Here is a 16,344-nt window from a genome sequence, read left to right as displayed (position 1 = left end):
TTTTTATTCCTACAAATCTTCGTGCAGTTTTACATCGCTATTATCTGCCATGCATTGTTTTAAGGCAACAATCATTTTTTCCGCATCCAGACCATTCATCCTCGGCATCATAACATCCATATAAATTACCCCAAAATAATCCGGTGCAGATTTCTCGAAGATTTCAACTGCTTCCTGCCCGTCTACTGCACATGTAACTTCCATACCGCTGTCTTCCAGTATACATCTGGAAATTTCCATGTTCAACTCATTGTCTTACACAACCAATGCCCGCATGCCTTCTACCGAATAATCATCAAGGCTTACTGGCTTATCTGATAAATTACTGTTTTTATCCTGTGTGCCAATTTTGAACGGAATTTTTACAATAACTGTTGTCCCGACACCTGCTTTGCTCTTCAGTTCAATACTTCCATCCATTCTGTCCACGAGTTGCTTCGTAATTGCAAGCCCCAGTCCGGTGCCTTCATACCTGGATCTGCTTGTCTTGCTTTCCTGAGAGAACATATCAAAAGCATGTGCAATAAAATCTTCACTCATACCCACACCCTGGTCTTTACAGTAGAAAGTGAAAATTGCTCTGCCATCATCCAGAGTTTCTTCCTCAACCCAGACCGTAATCACACTACCCGCCTGACTGAATTTTATGGCATTGTCCATAATATTCGACAGAATTCTTCCAAGATATACCGGGTTTCCAATCAGAGCGCTGTGACTGTATGTACCATTTTTCCAGTCAATCTCATACCGGATGCCTTTCTTGGCAGCCCGCTCATCATAAATCTGGTTCAATTCCCGTAGTACCATTGTCAGATCAAACAAAAGCTGCTGATCCTTCAAATCTCCGCTCTGTAGTTTATTCATATCCAGCACATCATTTACCAGAGACACCAGATATTTCAGTGATTCCATTACCTTTTCTCTGATCTTCTGCTGCATCTGTGAATCATCTGCGTACTGATTTTCCATATTTACCATACCGATAATACCGTTCAGTGGTGTACGTATATCATGACTCATAGTTGCCAGAAACCTTGTTTTCATTTCGGCTTCCCGCTTTGCTGCTTCCGCAGCAAAGTTATAAAAATCAAAACTGCCATGGACTGCAGTTGCTTCGAAAATATATATTTAGTTTCTGTCATAACAAAACCCGCTCTATGTTTCCTAGCTGCTTTTCCCATGCATCCAGGAAGACAATTACAGCCAGTTTTCCAGAACATCATTCAGCTTATTCATATCCAGCGGTTTCGCGATATGTCCATTCATGCCTGTATTTTTGGCCAACTGTACATCTTCTGCAAAAGCATTGGCAGTCATGGCTACAATAGGCAATTTTCCCTTTTCACCCGGAAGGCTCCTGATTGCTGCAGTTGCCTCATAACCATTCATGACAGGCATTTGGATATCCATAAAAACAAGATCATACAATCCTTCCGGAGAAGCTTCCACTTTTTCAACTGCGATTTTCCCATTTTCTGCTGTTTCCACTTCTGCCCCTGTCATCTGCAAAATTTCAACACCAATTTCTCTATTCAACTCATTATCCTCAACCAGCAGAATCCTTCTTCCTGTATAATCTGCTTCTGACAGTTTCTCCAGATAATTTCTCGCTGTATTTTCTTTTCTGCCTGAAGTAAACTGCCGCAGTGTAGCCGTCAGTCGGGAACGGAACAGCGGTTTTGCAATAAAAGCATCTACACCTACAGCCTTTGCTTTTTCTTCAATTTCGCTGAATTCATAGGATGTCAATACAATGATGGTGATCTCTTTTCCTATCCGTTTCCGGATCTGTCTGGCAGTTTCTATACCATCCATCTCCGGCATCTTCCAGTCCAGGATAACAGCAAAATAATCATTTTTTAGCTCATGACGTGCATAACAACGTTCAACAGCTTCCTTGCCAGAAAGAACCCATTCACCTGTAATACCGATTTCTTTCAGTGTGGCAACTGTACTTTCACAGCATGTCTTATCATCATCCACTACCAGAACCGGCAGATTCATCAGATTTTTGTCCTGTTCTTTTTCTTTTTCCTGAAGCTCCAGATAAATTGTTACTGTGATTTTAGTTCCCTTGTGCAAGGTACTGTCCACTTTAATAGTGCCATTCATCAGGTTCACAATATTTCTGCTGATTGCCATTCCAAGACCGGTTCCCTGAACTCTGGTTGTCCGGTGGTCATCTGCACGGCTGAACGGATCAAACATGATTTTCTGGAATTCCGGTGACATACCGATTCCATTATCCTCAATCGTAAATTCATAGCATCCAAGTTCTGAAAATCCATTGGGTTTTTCCTCTATCGAAAAAGTAATATTTCCACCATCCGGTGTATACTTGATCGCATTACTCATCAGATTCACAAATACCTGCTGAATCCTCAAGCTGTCACCACAGACAGCCTCATGTTCAATATGATTGATGTGTATATCAAAATTATGTTTATGTTCATCAAGCACCGGTTTCGTAAGTGTAATAAGATTATCTACCAGCTCTGACAGATTGAAATCTTCCTGTGCTAGTGTCATTTTTCCACTTTCAATACGTGCCATATCCAATACTTCATTGATCAGCCCCAGCAGATGGCGGCTTGATTCTGTGATCTTGCCGAGGCATTCAATGACTCTGTCCTTGCTCTCAACATTTGCTCCTGCGATTGCCGTCAGACCCACAATCGCATTCATTGGTGTCCGGATATCATGGGACATATTGGAAAGGAATTCTGTTTTCGCACGATTTGCATTTTCTGCGGACCGGTAAGCCTCTTTCAGTGCCTGACGGGATTCAATCTCTGCTTTCTTCTCCTGTGTCACATCCATGGATGTCAGCAATACTTTTTCCAGCTTTCCATTCTTCCATTCCAAGGGAATATAAGAAGCGATTTTATAAGTCTTTTCATCCAGGCTGCAATACTCAAACTTATAAATATCATTTTCACTTTTCAGTTTCTTCCGAATATTATCCGGGTCTATCAGGATATCTATAGCTTCTAATGGTTCCAGTGTCTTATATTTTTCAAGAACCTGCATCTGAAAATCATGATAAAATCCCAGAGGTTTATATATCATCTGTCCATTCAGATTGTAGAATTCATATCTGTCATTTTCCAGATCACAGACAACAAAGCGGTCAACCAGACGCACAATACTCTGAATCAACTGCTCCATGGAAGCATTATCCGTTGCCATCTGCAGATGCCGTGCGCTCTCTACCTTTGCCTCTGTGATATCACGCAGAAAAATCATGGCATATTCTGAATCCTCTATTTCGCCACGTATGACCACATTGCGGACCCATCGTTCTTCTCCATTCAGATTGATACGGCACTCTAAAGCCAATTCGGTTTCCAGACCCTTCAGCCTTTCTGCAATATAACCACGGTCGTAAAAAGAGGATACCGCCTTCTTATCTGTCTCCACAACATAGGAATCCACAAAATGCCGAATCAATTCATCCCATGTATAACTCTGTTCAAAGACGGTCATCAGGGACGGTTCAACCTTAAAGGTATCAAAAGTATTCGCTTCCAGATTCACATAATACTCGCACAAATCTGCTTTCGTAAAAGCCCGGTGGAAAGCAGCAGATTTTTGTGCCTGCATGATTTCTTTTTTCTCCCCATCAATGTTAATAAAAATCCCGGCAATCCTGCTGGCAGAACCATCCAGACGGCGTATTACTTCCGCCGATGCCCGAAACCACTGGTATTGATTATCCTTCATTCTCATACGATACTCTACCTGGTATTTTATCTGGTTCGTCTTATCCTTAATTACCGCCTGAAGCTGCACCATTACTCTTTCTTTATCCTGTGGGTGCAGAAGATCTGACCAGGATTCCAGTTTATTCGGAAAGTCCAGAGTATCATGATAGCCAAGCATTTTTCGGAATTCATGACTCCAGTTTGCATTCACAATCTCACTGTTTTCGTCACAGTCAAAATACCAGAAGCCGGAATAGATAGCCTCATTGAGCAGTGCCAAATTTACATGATCCCAGTTGACCTGTACGGACATTACCCAGATCTGTCTGCCCGCCTCATCTGTCGCGTCCTCTTTACAAAGCCGTACATTATTCACTGTACCGTTTGCTGCAATGATTTGTGCTTCCCCTGTTCCGTGAAGCTGCAAAAAGCGGTCTCGCTCCAGTATATCTTCCGCGTCATAAAAGAAGTTTCTCAATGAACCTTTCGTCTGTTCCATGAAAGTATCGAATGTATATCCTGTACTATGCAACAGCAGATTATCCACAGACAAAATAGACAGGTTTTGGTCATAAGATCCTGTCATTATACCTACCCCGCCATTATTTTCCAGTGTTTTCTGTATGACCTGTAACATAGCCTGTGTCTGTCCCGTTACAGTCTCACCTAAGGAATATATTTTGTCTTCATAATTTTTCATTTTATAAAAGTCCTCTCTCCGTCTTATGCCTTCTTCATCCTGCTTTTATCTGTATACAGAAAACCTGTCCCTGCCGGTATTTATATCCATTTTATCATACACCAGGATGCGTATATTGTGAATGACTTGTTTTATGAGTCTTCAACAATATACCAGGATACTTGCCTAAATATGGAACATGGCTGTCATTTCATTGACACTCTTTCCGCTGGTGCTTCGTCCGAAATTGAACGAATACTCACCATTGCTGTAATTCCGTACAGGCTTATCCCTCGCCTGACCGAAATCAAGCAAACTTTTTATCCCCATCTGCTATCCCTCTCTTTCTTTTTGTTCCTGTCTATGATAAAATTGATTCCATAGATATCGAAAAAAGTTCATAAAATTTTAGCAATTAAAGGCATTGATTTTTTGCTGTAAATTGCATATAATAAAAACACAGATAGAAATATCTGTGCAGCGGTTAGAGCGTCCAGTTAAAATGCTCGTTTAAAAGCGGTTAGATTGTCCAATTAAAGCAATCGGTTAACAGCAGTGGGTGGAGTAATCCACCCACTTTTTTACTTTTCAGAAGGCTCTATGGATTGGTACGTTGTCGATAAAAAATACATCCATTACCTGACACAGTTTGATTCCCGTGTCGGATATGTGGAGTATGGGGAACGTTTGAAACTCCATGTGGGAATTCTTCTTACTATCGGAGATTTCCACTACTATGTCCCTATTTTCTCTGCAAAACCGAAACATCAGAAGATGTCCAACAGTCTGGATTTCCACAAACTCCAGGATGAATCCACCCGATATCTTTATGCGGTATTAAATATCAATAATATGATTCCGGTTCCTGATAACTGTCTTACACAGTTAAAATATAATCAGGTAGAAAGCTTCCGTTCTTTCAGTAACGAAAAAGAAAAAACAGACTATGTCTACCTTCTCCAGAAAGAAAAAGCTTTAATCGACAATGTTCAGGACACTCTGCAAAATAAAGCCATGAAATTATATCAGAAATGCATTGCCAAGCCCGATTCTTCCCTTGCTGCAAGATGCTGTGACTTCAAAATGTTGGAAGAAAAATGCAGTTCTTATTCCGATACATAAACTCTTCATCATTTCTCAGTGGAAACACAAGTACAAATGCCGTGATATCTGATGTACTTGAAAGGTCTAAACCGCCATAGCAGGTTCTTCCGATAAGTTCCTCCTCATTTACGAGAAATGCACACGCATCCCATTTATCCATCTGCATCCAACGTGTGGACTGTTTTACCCATTGGTTTAATCGAAGCTGCCGGAAGATATTCTCTTCTGCAACATTTTCCCTTGCACTGATATAGGCATTTCGAACCTTTTCAATATCGATAGTTTCTCCAAGGAAAGGATTGGCTTTATACCATGTAGCTTCGCTCGTCCAATCATCCTCATCGGATACACCATAAATCACGGGATAGAATCTATCTCAAGCAGCATTAGCTGAACAAATAGGTTGTTATGAGCAAGAGGCAGCCGAGATTCTTCCAGCAATTGAATACCTCTTAGCACTCATACATAAAAGAGGTAATTCAAACGAGTAAAGGAACCAGCTAATCCGTTGTGATTCTGGTTCTTTTCTTTTTGTTGCCATCTCTAAGTCTTACTCTTGTAATGTTTTAATTATTACGCAGGTAAGAGTCAAGTCAATATCTTTTTTCTGAAATTGACAACCACATAAATAACGTCTATAATACATTTATTACAGTCGTAAGATTTAAGGAGGGATTTGAAATGAGTGATTTACCACAGATTTCTGAAGCTGAATTTGAAGTTATGAAAATTGTATGGAAACATGCGCCGATCAGTACAAATGAAATAACAGATAAATTATTACAGACCACAAGCTGGAGTCCGAAAACGATACAGACTTTAATCAAACGCCTTGTGACCAAAGGTGCTCTGACTTATGAAAAACAGAGCCGCATGTTTGTTTACACCCCAGTCGTGAAAGAAAGCGAATACATCGGCCAGGAAAGCAATTCTTTTCTGGAACGATACTATGACGGGGATATCACTGCCATGCTGTCTGCATATATAGAAAATGACAGACTATCTGAAACAGAAATAGACACTCTCCGCTCCCTTCTTTCCAAGAGGTCAAAAAAAGGAGGCAATTAACGTGGCCGATTTTATGATACGCTTTTTAATATGCAATGTATTTATCAGCGGTATCATCGGAATTCTTTTGATAACCAAGTGGATATTCAAAAACAACCTGTCCAGCCGGATGCAGTATAATCTGTGGTTCCTGCTTCTTGGGTTGCTGACAGTTCCCTTTATACCGTTCCGTCTCATCGGATTTCCACAAATCTTCTCGTGGCTTGGCAACTTAAGAAGCTCTCCTGCTTCTGGTACCGCAACCGCTATAGGAGAAGCTGTGGGAATTAATCCAGCAGGAAATACAGACTGGATGAATGACTTCGCACTTTCTGTAAATAGCGAGACACCATCCATTGCCGGATACATATTGTTAGGGATATGGATTGTAGGCATTTTTGCAATGATTATATTGGTAATCAAATCCTCTCTCCGTCTACGCACTTTGGAGAAATCTGCACTTCCCCTTCAGAACCCGGAAGTCCGCAGACTATATCATCGATGTATGGAGGAAATGGGAATTCACAGAAGTATTCCCGTTTACAGTACCGCATTTTTAAAATCCCCGATTATTGTGGGACTTTTGAAACCGTGTATTTATCTTCCGATTCATCTGATCTCTGATTATAACGAATCCGATATGCGGTATATGCTGTTACATGAACTGCAGCATTACAAGCACCATGATGCTATTGCCAGTTATCTGATGAACCTTGCTGGAGTGGTATATTGGTTCAATCCTCTTGTTTGGTACGCTCTGAAAGAAATGCGTAATGACAGAGAGGTTGCCTGTGACACCTCTGTTTTAAAGATGCTTGAAGAGGATGCTTACGAAGATTATGGCAATACATTGATTAACTTTGCAGAGAAGGTTTCACTTACTCCTTTTCCGTTTGCTGCCAGCCTTGGTGGAAACATGGAGCAGATGAAGCGGAGAATTATCAATATCGCATCTTATGAGAAGCCAACATTTACAAAAAGGCTAAAAGGTATGACGGCATTTGTACTGACTGCTGTCCTCCTGTTAGGTTTTGCTCCTTTTATTTCTACATACGCAGCAGACGAAAACTACTACCAATGGGACTCCTCTTCTGAGAATGTTACCTATGTAGACCTCTCCACATACTTCGGAGAATACAAAGGTAGCTTTGTTTTATATGATTTAGAAAATGATGCATGGAGCATACACGACATGGAGCATGCCACCTTACGAGTTGCTCCAAACTCCACCTACAAGATATATGATGCCCTGTTCGGATTGGAAGAAGAGATCATTACACCGGAAAATTCGTTCATTGCATGGAATGGCGAAACCTATCCATTTGAAGCATGGAATGCGGATCAGACTTTACAGTCTGCAATGAATTCCTCCGTGAATTGGTATTTTGAATCTGTGGACGAACAGCTTGGAACCGCTGACATTTCCAACTATATTGAGGAAATTGGGTATGGAAACGAAAATATAAGTGGTGATTTCTCCACTTATTGGATGGAATCTTCCTTGAAGATTTCCCCAATAGAGCAGGTCGAACTTCTAACCAGGCTGCAGAATAACAGCTTCGGCTTTGCCCCTGAAAACATCAATGCGGTAAAAGATGCCATCTGCCTTTCCGCTTCCGATGCCGGAACATTCTACGGAAAGACCGGAACCGGCCGTGTGGATGGTCAGGATGTGAATGGATGGTTTGTGGGCTTACTTGAAACTGCAGATAATACATACTTTTTTGCTACCAACATCGGAGCCGATAGCGGTGCTACCGGAAGCAACGCAACTGAAATAACCATGTCTATCTTGTCTGACATGAATATCTGGAAATAAAGAATCGGGTAAAGGTCAATCTCTGACTTTTACCCGATTTTTCTTAATTCGCTATCTGAACAAGCCCTTTGTATTCCCATGTCGCTCCATAATCAGTTGACTGAAATACAATCCCATCTTTCTCCGCTGCATCTGTGGTAACCGTTATCGTCAATGTGTCGTCCTCTTTTTCAGGCATATTCAGGTAATCAAAATCCTCCACCGTAAATCCGCAATCGATAGCGATTTGTGGTAATTCTGAAACAAGATCCATTGGAAGTTTCATTTCTTCAAAGGTCCTTCCGCCATCGCGAGTGACATATAAGCGGGAATAGGACTGGGATGCGCCTGTAATTCCTGCAACCCCAAAGTTCTCATCATAAAATATTAAACCTTCTGCAACTCCCAATTGTCCACTGAACGGATCATCATTTATGCATTCCCAAGTAGAACCACCATCCATTGTCTTTTCCATTACATAAAATCTGCTTCCGGCAGCTGCATCCGTTATCACCAAACGCCATCCATTATTTTCATCTAAAAAGAAATACATAGTTCCATCACTTTGATCCACAGTCCAACTTTCTGTATCTTTAGCATCCTCCACCTGCTGCATCGTATTCTCCTGCTTCAATTCTTGTTGACTGACGTACTCAGGCTCCATAATATATCGAACAGGTGTGACACTATTTAAATCAGGAATATGCAAAGATACCTCAAACCCAACGATTTCTCCACCGCTTCTAAGCTGAGTAAAATTGCCGGTTCCCGTTTCAGTTCCATCACCATCTGCATCTCCCGAAATATATTGTAAGCCTTCCTCTGAACTAAAAGACCTTCGCCCCATATAGAGTATTTCATAAATCTGCTGCTCTTCAAATGTTTCAGCCCACGCCTCTACCTGACTCGTCCAGTCTGAATTGTTCAAAATTTCAATCATTGGAGACAAACGCATATCGTCACTATATTCTCCATTCACATTACCATCTATCCAAACAGTCATATCATTACTGCTGTCTGCGTCATAATCAATAAGATACGTTTTTTTCTCTCCAGCCTCATTTTTTCCATATATGAATGCATAAATCCTTTGAATCGTTCCGTTTTCATCAAATGACACCTGATATTTATTTGCAATATAGAGTTCTTCCGGCAGTTGCAATGCTTCATCCAAATCCATCAGAATCCCTTCTACACCATCCTCAAAAAGATTATTATGCTCCAGTTCTACTTCTTTTTTACGCATCCACTCATCAAGTTTCCAAGACAGTGCCCCGTGATACGGAACTGCAGAATAAACGATACGTCCACCAAAGAATAAAGTTGCTGCTATAAGGAGTATCATTTCCGTATAGAAAAGTTTCTTATTTCCATTATCTCCTGAATTAACTTCTTGATTATGCCTTTTCGAAATCAGCCAGAGAACCACTGTGCCAACCAATCCTATTATACCTAACGCCAACATCGGTATATGCCTTCTCAAGCCACCATATTGACATAGATGCCAGAATTGATACAACATAAATATATATAGTATTAAACTTACTTTTCCCGTGATTTTATAAATATATTTCATGTAAGTCTCCTTTCTTCATATCTGTAAAAATACCATAAAACACCAGTATTATCAAATCATTCTTTAATACGGTATTGGTAATCTGGTATATGCATAATTCCGTCATTTAGGATTTCATTCCCCAAATACTGAAAACTGCCATCCTCTGCAAATCTTACCGTAAGTTCATGGGTAATGACTGCATCATCGCAAATGACCATGTCGCAAACTGCCTCCACCGTTAACGTAACCGTCCCATCCTCATTTTCTTTGATGTCGACAACCTCCGGCAGAGATGTCCCAAAGAAGGTAGGCGCATAATTAAAGCATCCAAGCCGCACCCAATAATAGGTCTGGTTTTCCTCATCAAATACTGCGTAATCCCGTATCTGCTCTGCTGTTATCGGAAGATATTCCATAATCAGACTTTCGAATTCTTCTTTTGGGATACCATTTGGATAATCTTCGGAATTAAATTTTTCTCCATATTTCATTCCATACAGATATTCAAACATCCCGTTATAATCCAACTCATTCAGATTTTCTATATTCCAGTTTGAACACAAAAGGTTATTTCCCTGATATCCAAGACCTCGAACACAACGTTCAGACATTTCACACTGTTCCTCTGTCATAGGTTTTATTCTGATCAGGCAGCTTCCATCCATAATTTCACTAACCTCTGGCGGCTCTGGCACACACAGCTCATAGCAGAACCATCCTTTTTCCGTGTATTTCCATTCTTTGAGTCTCGTATAAGAAATGTACGAAATTCCCGGCTTGTTGTCAGCATTCCAGATTCCTCTTGTACTCACAACATACATATCCGTTCCATCAAAAATGAATTTCATTCTGCCCAGTCCACCATCATTGTGGATTTCATAAATCACCACAGAGCCTCTTTTCCCTTCCATACATTCTTTCAGAAAACTGTCAACACTTTCATAATTCTCCATGTTAGAATACGTTACCATCGTAGCAATTGGATATCCTGCGTCCTTTACCTTCTTCTGAATTTCAAGAACCGTTTGATCATCCAAAACAACATTAGATGCTATCCCTTTATCTGCTGTTTCATAAATGTCAAGATAAAGTTCCATCAGCTTTTTACAGTCAGTCTCAGCTTCTTCCCTTTCCTGTTCATCTACCGGAAGATCGTAGCCCTTTTCCCATTGTACTGCAGCCTCTTCCTCAGTATTTTTTGTTTCCTCCGTGGAAGATACTTCTTCCGTATCTTCCACAAGAGATTCTCCCGCAACACTATCTTCTTTTCCACAGGCACACACGAAACCCCCAATCAGAAATACCATGATCAGTAGAATGCTCTTTTTCCTTAATACCATAAAATCATCCTTTCGTTCTTGCTATTGGCGGCAGTTCCAATTCAATTTGTTCTATAGAATTGGAAAGATACCTGAAAGTTCCGTCTTCAAATGGCTGGACCACAACCGTATTCCGAAAAGCGAGATCAGAATTATAATCCGGCCATACTCCATCCACGATAAGTGTAATCGTTCCATCCGCATTTTTTGTATAGTCAACTACTTCTCCAAAAGGTGGGTATGGGCTGGCATAAATCATCTCATATTCATAGCTGTTACTCCCTTCATCATCCCCACAATACTCTCTTAACTGTTCTATCGATACTGGAAAATAGGTGGTCATTATCCTTTCATATTCCTCTGCCGGAATCTTCCAATCCTCAGTTTTCAGATTTTCACCCGTGGAAATTCGGTAAATATCTTCATACATGCAAGGCATCAAAATATCCTTTACATTGCTACTGTTCCAGTTTGTGACAAGCACATTGTAATTCACATAACTTAGTCCTGATATGTATTTCTCCGTCAGTTCCTGGCAGTCTTCCGGAAGCGGTTCTATTCTCCAATACTGTCTCAAACTTGCATGTGCAATCACATATTCATATGCGTAGATAAAATACCCTTTTTCCGTAAGTTTGATTTCAGCCACATTACTTACCGAAGTTCCCTGTATTTCAGGCACTCCACCTTCCTTCCAACGAACACCTATATAATAAGTCTGCAACTCACCTTTCCGGTAAATAAAAGTAACTGCTCCAATCAGTCCATCTCTATGTACTTCGAATACCGTAACCATTGAGTCCCGTCCATCCAAGTAATCTGCATAAAATGTTTCGACTGCTTCATGGTTTTGCATGGCAGTATCTTCTTCAACACTTACCAGACCGCTTCTGCCCAATTGCTCCACCACAGTTTTCCTCTGCTCGTTGGTAAATTCGCTAATGCCGGAAGAATAACTTGGTGCATCTGCAATTACAATATCCTTATAGATTTCTGCTACCGAATCTGCCGCTGACAAAACCATACTCTGCAATTGTTCCTTTTCCTCATCTGAGATAAGACAATCACTGGCTTGCGGAATAAACCAATATGCTGACTCTGTGGAAGTTTCCGCATTCTCGGCTTCTTCTGTTTCTGCTTCGCTATTTTCGATTTCTACAGGTGGCTCCCATACTTCTTCTGCCACCTTTTGTTCTTCTTCATGCATTTTCCCCCAACAGATTACCCCAACTATCACGAAAATCAACAGCAGTAAAATTAGAAGTCCACTTTTTCTAAGCAGCCATTTCACATCCTCCATTATTCTCCTCCGTACAATTCTTCCCATTCTTCTAACGTCAACCGTGGCGTATGCCAAGTTTCTCTGTAGTTGTCTTCGGATGGTATAATTCGATTAGATACATATTGTACCCGTCCATTCTCTAAAGGGCGAACCACAACCTCGTGAGCATATACCTTGGAATCACCCGCATAAGGGAATACTACATTGGCTGTAAGTGTAATTGTCCCATCATTGTTTTCTGTAAAACCTACTACCTCTGAATATGGATATTCGGGGTACTCTACTTCTTCAAAGCCTCTCGGCTTATATTCATAAGTCAAATTTTCCGAATCATAGATGGTTTTTGATTGTAGCGTTTCACTATCAATGTTGAAATATTTCATAATAACACTTTCAAATTCTTCTTTTGGAATCTGATAAACTGCACTGACTGATAAGTTGTCATCAGCAACATAGGGAGCATATTGACCATTCACTTTTGGATAAAGAATGTCATACATATCATAGAAATTCAAATCCCCGAAATCCTCCTCACTCCAATCCACAATGAACATATTATTCCGTTCAAAGCTGATTGGGTTGAGATATTTCCGACTCAACTCCCTATATGTTTCATCCAATGGCTGTACCCGTAATGCGGTATGTTCCTCTGCTCCACTCAATGTAAGAACATATAATTCTTCTGAAAACCAAACACCGGAAAACATCAGGTAACCTTCTTCTGTATAATTCCAATACTCCGCTTGATAGTTTCCTATAACCTCTCTTTTCATATTTCCATTTTCATACTTGTAATAGCTTCTGACCACATCCACATTTCCGCCTTTTGTGTGCAAATCGTATTTTACAAATCCGCCCAAATAACTGATTTCAAGAATCGTTATTTCTGCTTCCTCCTGTGCATCCACCTTTTCGCAGAATTCCACTACCTTCTCTGGTTCCGTCATGTTAATTTGATTTCTGCTGTCAACTGCCGAATAACCATTTTCTCCAAGACGATTTACAATACTACGGATTGTTTCCAAATCCGCTAATTTATTTTCTTCTTCTGCTTTCTCATAAAGATCAATGCAGACGCTTATAATTTCATCTGCATCCTCCTCTGATTCTTCCTGAATAGCCTGAACATCTATTACCGTTTCCGAAACTGTATTTTCTTCCGGGGGTGCATCACTGCACCCCGAAATACTAAGTATTAATACAAAGCTAATTGCTGCCAAACCACTCTTCCAGAACCAGGTTGTCTTTCTTAACAACATATCCGCTTCCTCCTCTTCCTTTCACATCTTCTACCATGCTAATAATCAATATAGGACGTTCTACCGTATCTTCTGCTGTAAAAATTGCAAACCATCCTAATTCCGTACCCGAAGTATCATCCTTCGATGCCTTGATTTCTGCCGTACCTGTTTTTCCTGCTAAAAGAATGTCATCCCGATGGGCTGCATATCCAGTTCCATTAGAATCATTCACAACCTTTTTTGTTCCTTCCAATACACGGCTTGCTGTCTCATTAGAAAAGACTCCCGGAATCCAATACTCAGCTACTGCGTCTTTCTGATATACTAAATACGGCTTTATAACATTTCCCTCGTTACAGAAAGCAGAATAGATACATGCCATATGTAATGGATTCACCAAAACCTGCCCTTGACCGTAACCGCTGTCTGCTAACTGTGTTTCTGTTTCAATTCCCTCTGAATTAGAATACTGCGACTCTGCCATCTTAATCTCAAATGGCAGTTCCTCATTAAAACCAAGTCCAGTCAAAGAACTCTCCATCTCTTCTGAGCCAATCTTTAATGCTGCCTTTGCGAAATAAATATTGTCGGAATATATTAGGGCATTCTCTAAAATGACTGGTTCATATGCATGGAGTGTTGTTACATGATAGGAACCCCACGATGCATCCTTTTGCCAACTTAAGCCTACGTTGCCGTAATCTTCCATTGGATCGATTGCTCCTGATTCCAAGCCGACCGCTGCGGTAATTGGCTTGAATGTAGACCCCGGACACCACACTTGCCGGAAGCGATTATACATTGGCTTATTCTCATCCTCGTTAAGTACAGTCCACTGCTCACTCGACAATCCCATAATAAAATCGTTATTGTCATAGGCCGGTGTGCTGACCAAAGCCAATACTTCTCCGGTATAAGGATTCATGGCTACCGAGCAGCTTTTATCTTCCTTAAACTGCTCATGCAAGGAAACCTGTAAATCAGTATCTATCGTAAGCTGGATGTCCTGCCCATGCTGTACCAGAATACAAGCAAGTTCCTCCTTCTCTTTGCCTTCCGAGTTTACAATGTAAATCCTGCAACCGTTCTGGCCTTTCAGTTCACTCTCGAACAAGCTCTCCATTCCGCTTCTGCCGATTACACTATTGGCTGTATAGCCTTCTCCTGCACGCTCCTCTAAATCTTCCGCAGTAACACTTTGAACATATCCGACCAAATGTGCCGCTGCTTCTCCTAATGGGTATTCACGCACTTCAACATCAGATATCATCACTCCGGGAATCTCCAGCAACTTTTCATGCCTTTCTTTCTCCTTTAGGACTTCTTCATCTGGACTGATAGACATTAACTCAATTTCTTCCACTCTTGGAATTGTTTTAATGGGAACAAAAGAATCATCCTTCACCCACTTTGCAGACAGTTTCTTTTCTATCGCTTCCGGTGTGATTTCCACTAGTTCTGCAATCTGTGCGATTGCTTCCTCTCTGTTTTCCAACTTGCCCGGAACGATTCCAACCGAAGATGCTGTACCTTTTCCTGCAAGGACACGTCCGTTCCTATCCAGAATTTCTCCTCGTTCTGCCTGTGTAGTGGAAACTCTTACTTTATCTGTAAATGCCAGATTCGGAAAAATCAGGGAATCATCCCAAACTAACTGATATCCTTCTTCGTCCTTTAGGAAAAGTGCTTTATTCTCAAAGCTGATAGTTCCTGCAACTGTATCGAAAGAAGTCTGGTAGGTTACCGTCATTTGCTCCTCGTCATATGCAATAATCTGGACAGCTATATTCTGGACTTCTATACCTTCATAAATAGCTGAATTTCGAGTTACAAAATCCTCCTGACTGACATTTCCCGATGCCTCAATATGTAGCATTGCATACATTTCTTCATACTCCTGTTTTGGAATATGATCCATGTACTCCACCAGAAGTTCTTCCGGTGTCTTCCAGGCATTTTCCTTTGTTGCCAACATTCCTGCCACACATACTGCAGAAATTACCGCAGCTATTCCTATAACAGCAATCGCAATCCATAGGAGCCTGCTTCTTGTTTTCTTTCGCTTGTTTCTGCTTTTTCCTTTCTTCATATTGACCTCCATTCATTTTGCTTTGCTGATATGGTCATATTCTATTTTCAATGTACGCTATATCTTCAAAATATTACACTCGTAAGATTTTGAAGTAAAAAAATTTCTCTTTGCTGGGTATATCGTACTATGCATTCCTCCTTCCTTTTATTACATGCGTAAGATTTCGCAACAAAAAAATTTCGTCCGCAATCCTACTGCACTTGTGTAAATATTACATCAGTAAGATTTAGAAGTCAAGTTATCTTTATATAAAAAGGCTTCTGCCAGGAAGTATCATACATTTTCACAAAAGTGATACCTTTTAGCAAAAGCCTATTATTCAGCAGAGTTTCAAAATACCCCACTGCTACGATATTCAAATGGTTCATTCATAAAGCTACAAAACACACATCCATTTTTCTTCCTTAATACTCTACAAACCGCAGAAAATCAAGGTTTCCTTGAAAGCAGACAAACGGTTTCAATATTCCCCTGAACTTTGATTTTATACTGCATAGCGAAAGTATGCACTAGATTTTCA

At 40.6% G+C, this 16,344-nt stretch carries 12 protein-coding genes and 1 pseudogene; 3 read left to right on the top strand and 10 right to left on the bottom strand.

Going from position 1 to position 16,344, the window contains the following annotated elements; all coding sequences use genetic code 11:
* Positions 1–9 precede the first annotated feature (9 nt).
* From DXC57_RS12200 to DXC57_RS15540, 4 genes are all read right to left on the bottom strand, one after another.
* Positions 10–246, bottom strand: a complete 237-nt coding sequence (locus DXC57_RS12200; protein ID WP_301331859.1) for a response regulator — start codon at positions 244–246, stop codon at positions 10–12.
* A gap of 9 nt (positions 247–255) precedes the next feature.
* Positions 256–1,044, bottom strand: a complete 789-nt coding sequence (locus DXC57_RS12195) for a HAMP domain-containing sensor histidine kinase (protein WP_118492195.1) — start codon at positions 1,042–1,044, stop codon at positions 256–258.
* 153 nt (positions 1,045–1,197) lie between these two features.
* Positions 1,198–4,203, bottom strand: coding sequence for a response regulator (locus DXC57_RS12190; protein WP_333549106.1), 3,006 nt, complete (start codon positions 4,201–4,203; stop codon positions 1,198–1,200).
* 366 nt (positions 4,204–4,569) lie between these two features.
* Entirely contained in the window at positions 4,570–4,713 is a 144-nt protein-coding gene (locus tag DXC57_RS15540) for a hypothetical protein (protein ID WP_182457306.1), read from the bottom strand.
* 270 nt (positions 4,714–4,983) lie between these two features.
* Between DXC57_RS15540 and DXC57_RS12185 the strand changes: the two genes are divergently transcribed.
* Complete coding sequence (locus tag DXC57_RS12185) at positions 4,984–5,505, top strand: type III toxin-antitoxin system ToxN/AbiQ family toxin (protein ID WP_118652849.1); 522 nt, start codon at positions 4,984–4,986, stop codon at positions 5,503–5,505.
* 1 nt (position 5,506) lies between these two features.
* Here DXC57_RS12185 and DXC57_RS12180 read toward each other — a convergent pair.
* Positions 5,507–5,857: pseudogene (locus tag DXC57_RS12180) on the bottom strand (terminase TerL endonuclease subunit); the annotation flags it as partial.
* A 311-nt stretch (positions 5,858–6,168) separates the two neighbouring features.
* Between DXC57_RS12180 and DXC57_RS12170 the strand changes: the two are divergent.
* Together DXC57_RS12170 and DXC57_RS12165 are read left to right on the top strand one after the other, a co-directional pair.
* A complete protein-coding gene (locus DXC57_RS12170) occupies positions 6,169–6,555 on the top strand; it encodes a BlaI/MecI/CopY family transcriptional regulator (protein WP_118652847.1) in 387 nt (128 codons plus the stop codon).
* Between the two features lies 1 nt (position 6,556).
* Complete coding sequence (locus DXC57_RS12165; RefSeq protein ID WP_118652845.1) at positions 6,557–8,353, top strand: BlaR1 family beta-lactam sensor/signal transducer; 1,797 nt, start codon at positions 6,557–6,559, stop codon at positions 8,351–8,353.
* A 43-nt stretch (positions 8,354–8,396) separates the two neighbouring features.
* On the opposite strand, the gene DXC57_RS12160 is transcribed toward DXC57_RS12165, so the two are convergent.
* The 5 genes from DXC57_RS12160 to DXC57_RS12140 are packed head-to-tail and all read right to left on the bottom strand — an operon-like array spanning position 8,397 to position 15,821.
* Positions 8,397–9,908 carry a hypothetical protein gene (locus DXC57_RS12160; RefSeq protein WP_117514080.1) on the bottom strand — a complete coding sequence of 504 codons (1,512 nt, stop codon included), beginning with the start codon at positions 9,906–9,908 and terminating at the stop codon, positions 8,397–8,399.
* Between the two features lie 56 nt (positions 9,909–9,964).
* Complete coding sequence (locus tag DXC57_RS12155) at positions 9,965–11,230, bottom strand: DUF6070 family protein (protein WP_118652843.1); 1,266 nt, start codon at positions 11,228–11,230, stop codon at positions 9,965–9,967.
* A gap of 4 nt (positions 11,231–11,234) precedes the next feature.
* Entirely contained in the window at positions 11,235–12,509 is a 1,275-nt protein-coding gene (locus DXC57_RS12150) for a DUF6070 family protein (protein WP_118652841.1), read from the bottom strand.
* Positions 12,509–13,750 carry a DUF6070 family protein gene (locus tag DXC57_RS12145; protein WP_009320924.1) on the bottom strand — a complete coding sequence of 414 codons (1,242 nt, stop codon included), beginning with the start codon at positions 13,748–13,750 and terminating at the stop codon, positions 12,509–12,511. Before DXC57_RS12145 ends, DXC57_RS12150 begins: the two co-directional genes overlap by 1 nt.
* Entirely contained in the window at positions 13,698–15,821 is a 2,124-nt protein-coding gene (locus DXC57_RS12140; RefSeq protein WP_118652839.1) for a penicillin-binding transpeptidase domain-containing protein, read from the bottom strand. Before DXC57_RS12140 ends, DXC57_RS12145 begins: the two co-directional genes overlap by 53 nt.
* Positions 15,822–16,344 lie beyond the last annotated feature (523 nt).

Origin of the sequence: Clostridium sp. TF06-15AC (genome assembly GCF_003481165.1) — a bacterium.
Lineage (GTDB): Bacteria > Bacillota > Clostridia > Lachnospirales > Lachnospiraceae > Otoolea > Otoolea fessa.
The sequence above is the reverse complement of the archived record's forward strand: the minus strand, read 5'-3'. Positions and strand labels throughout refer to the sequence as shown.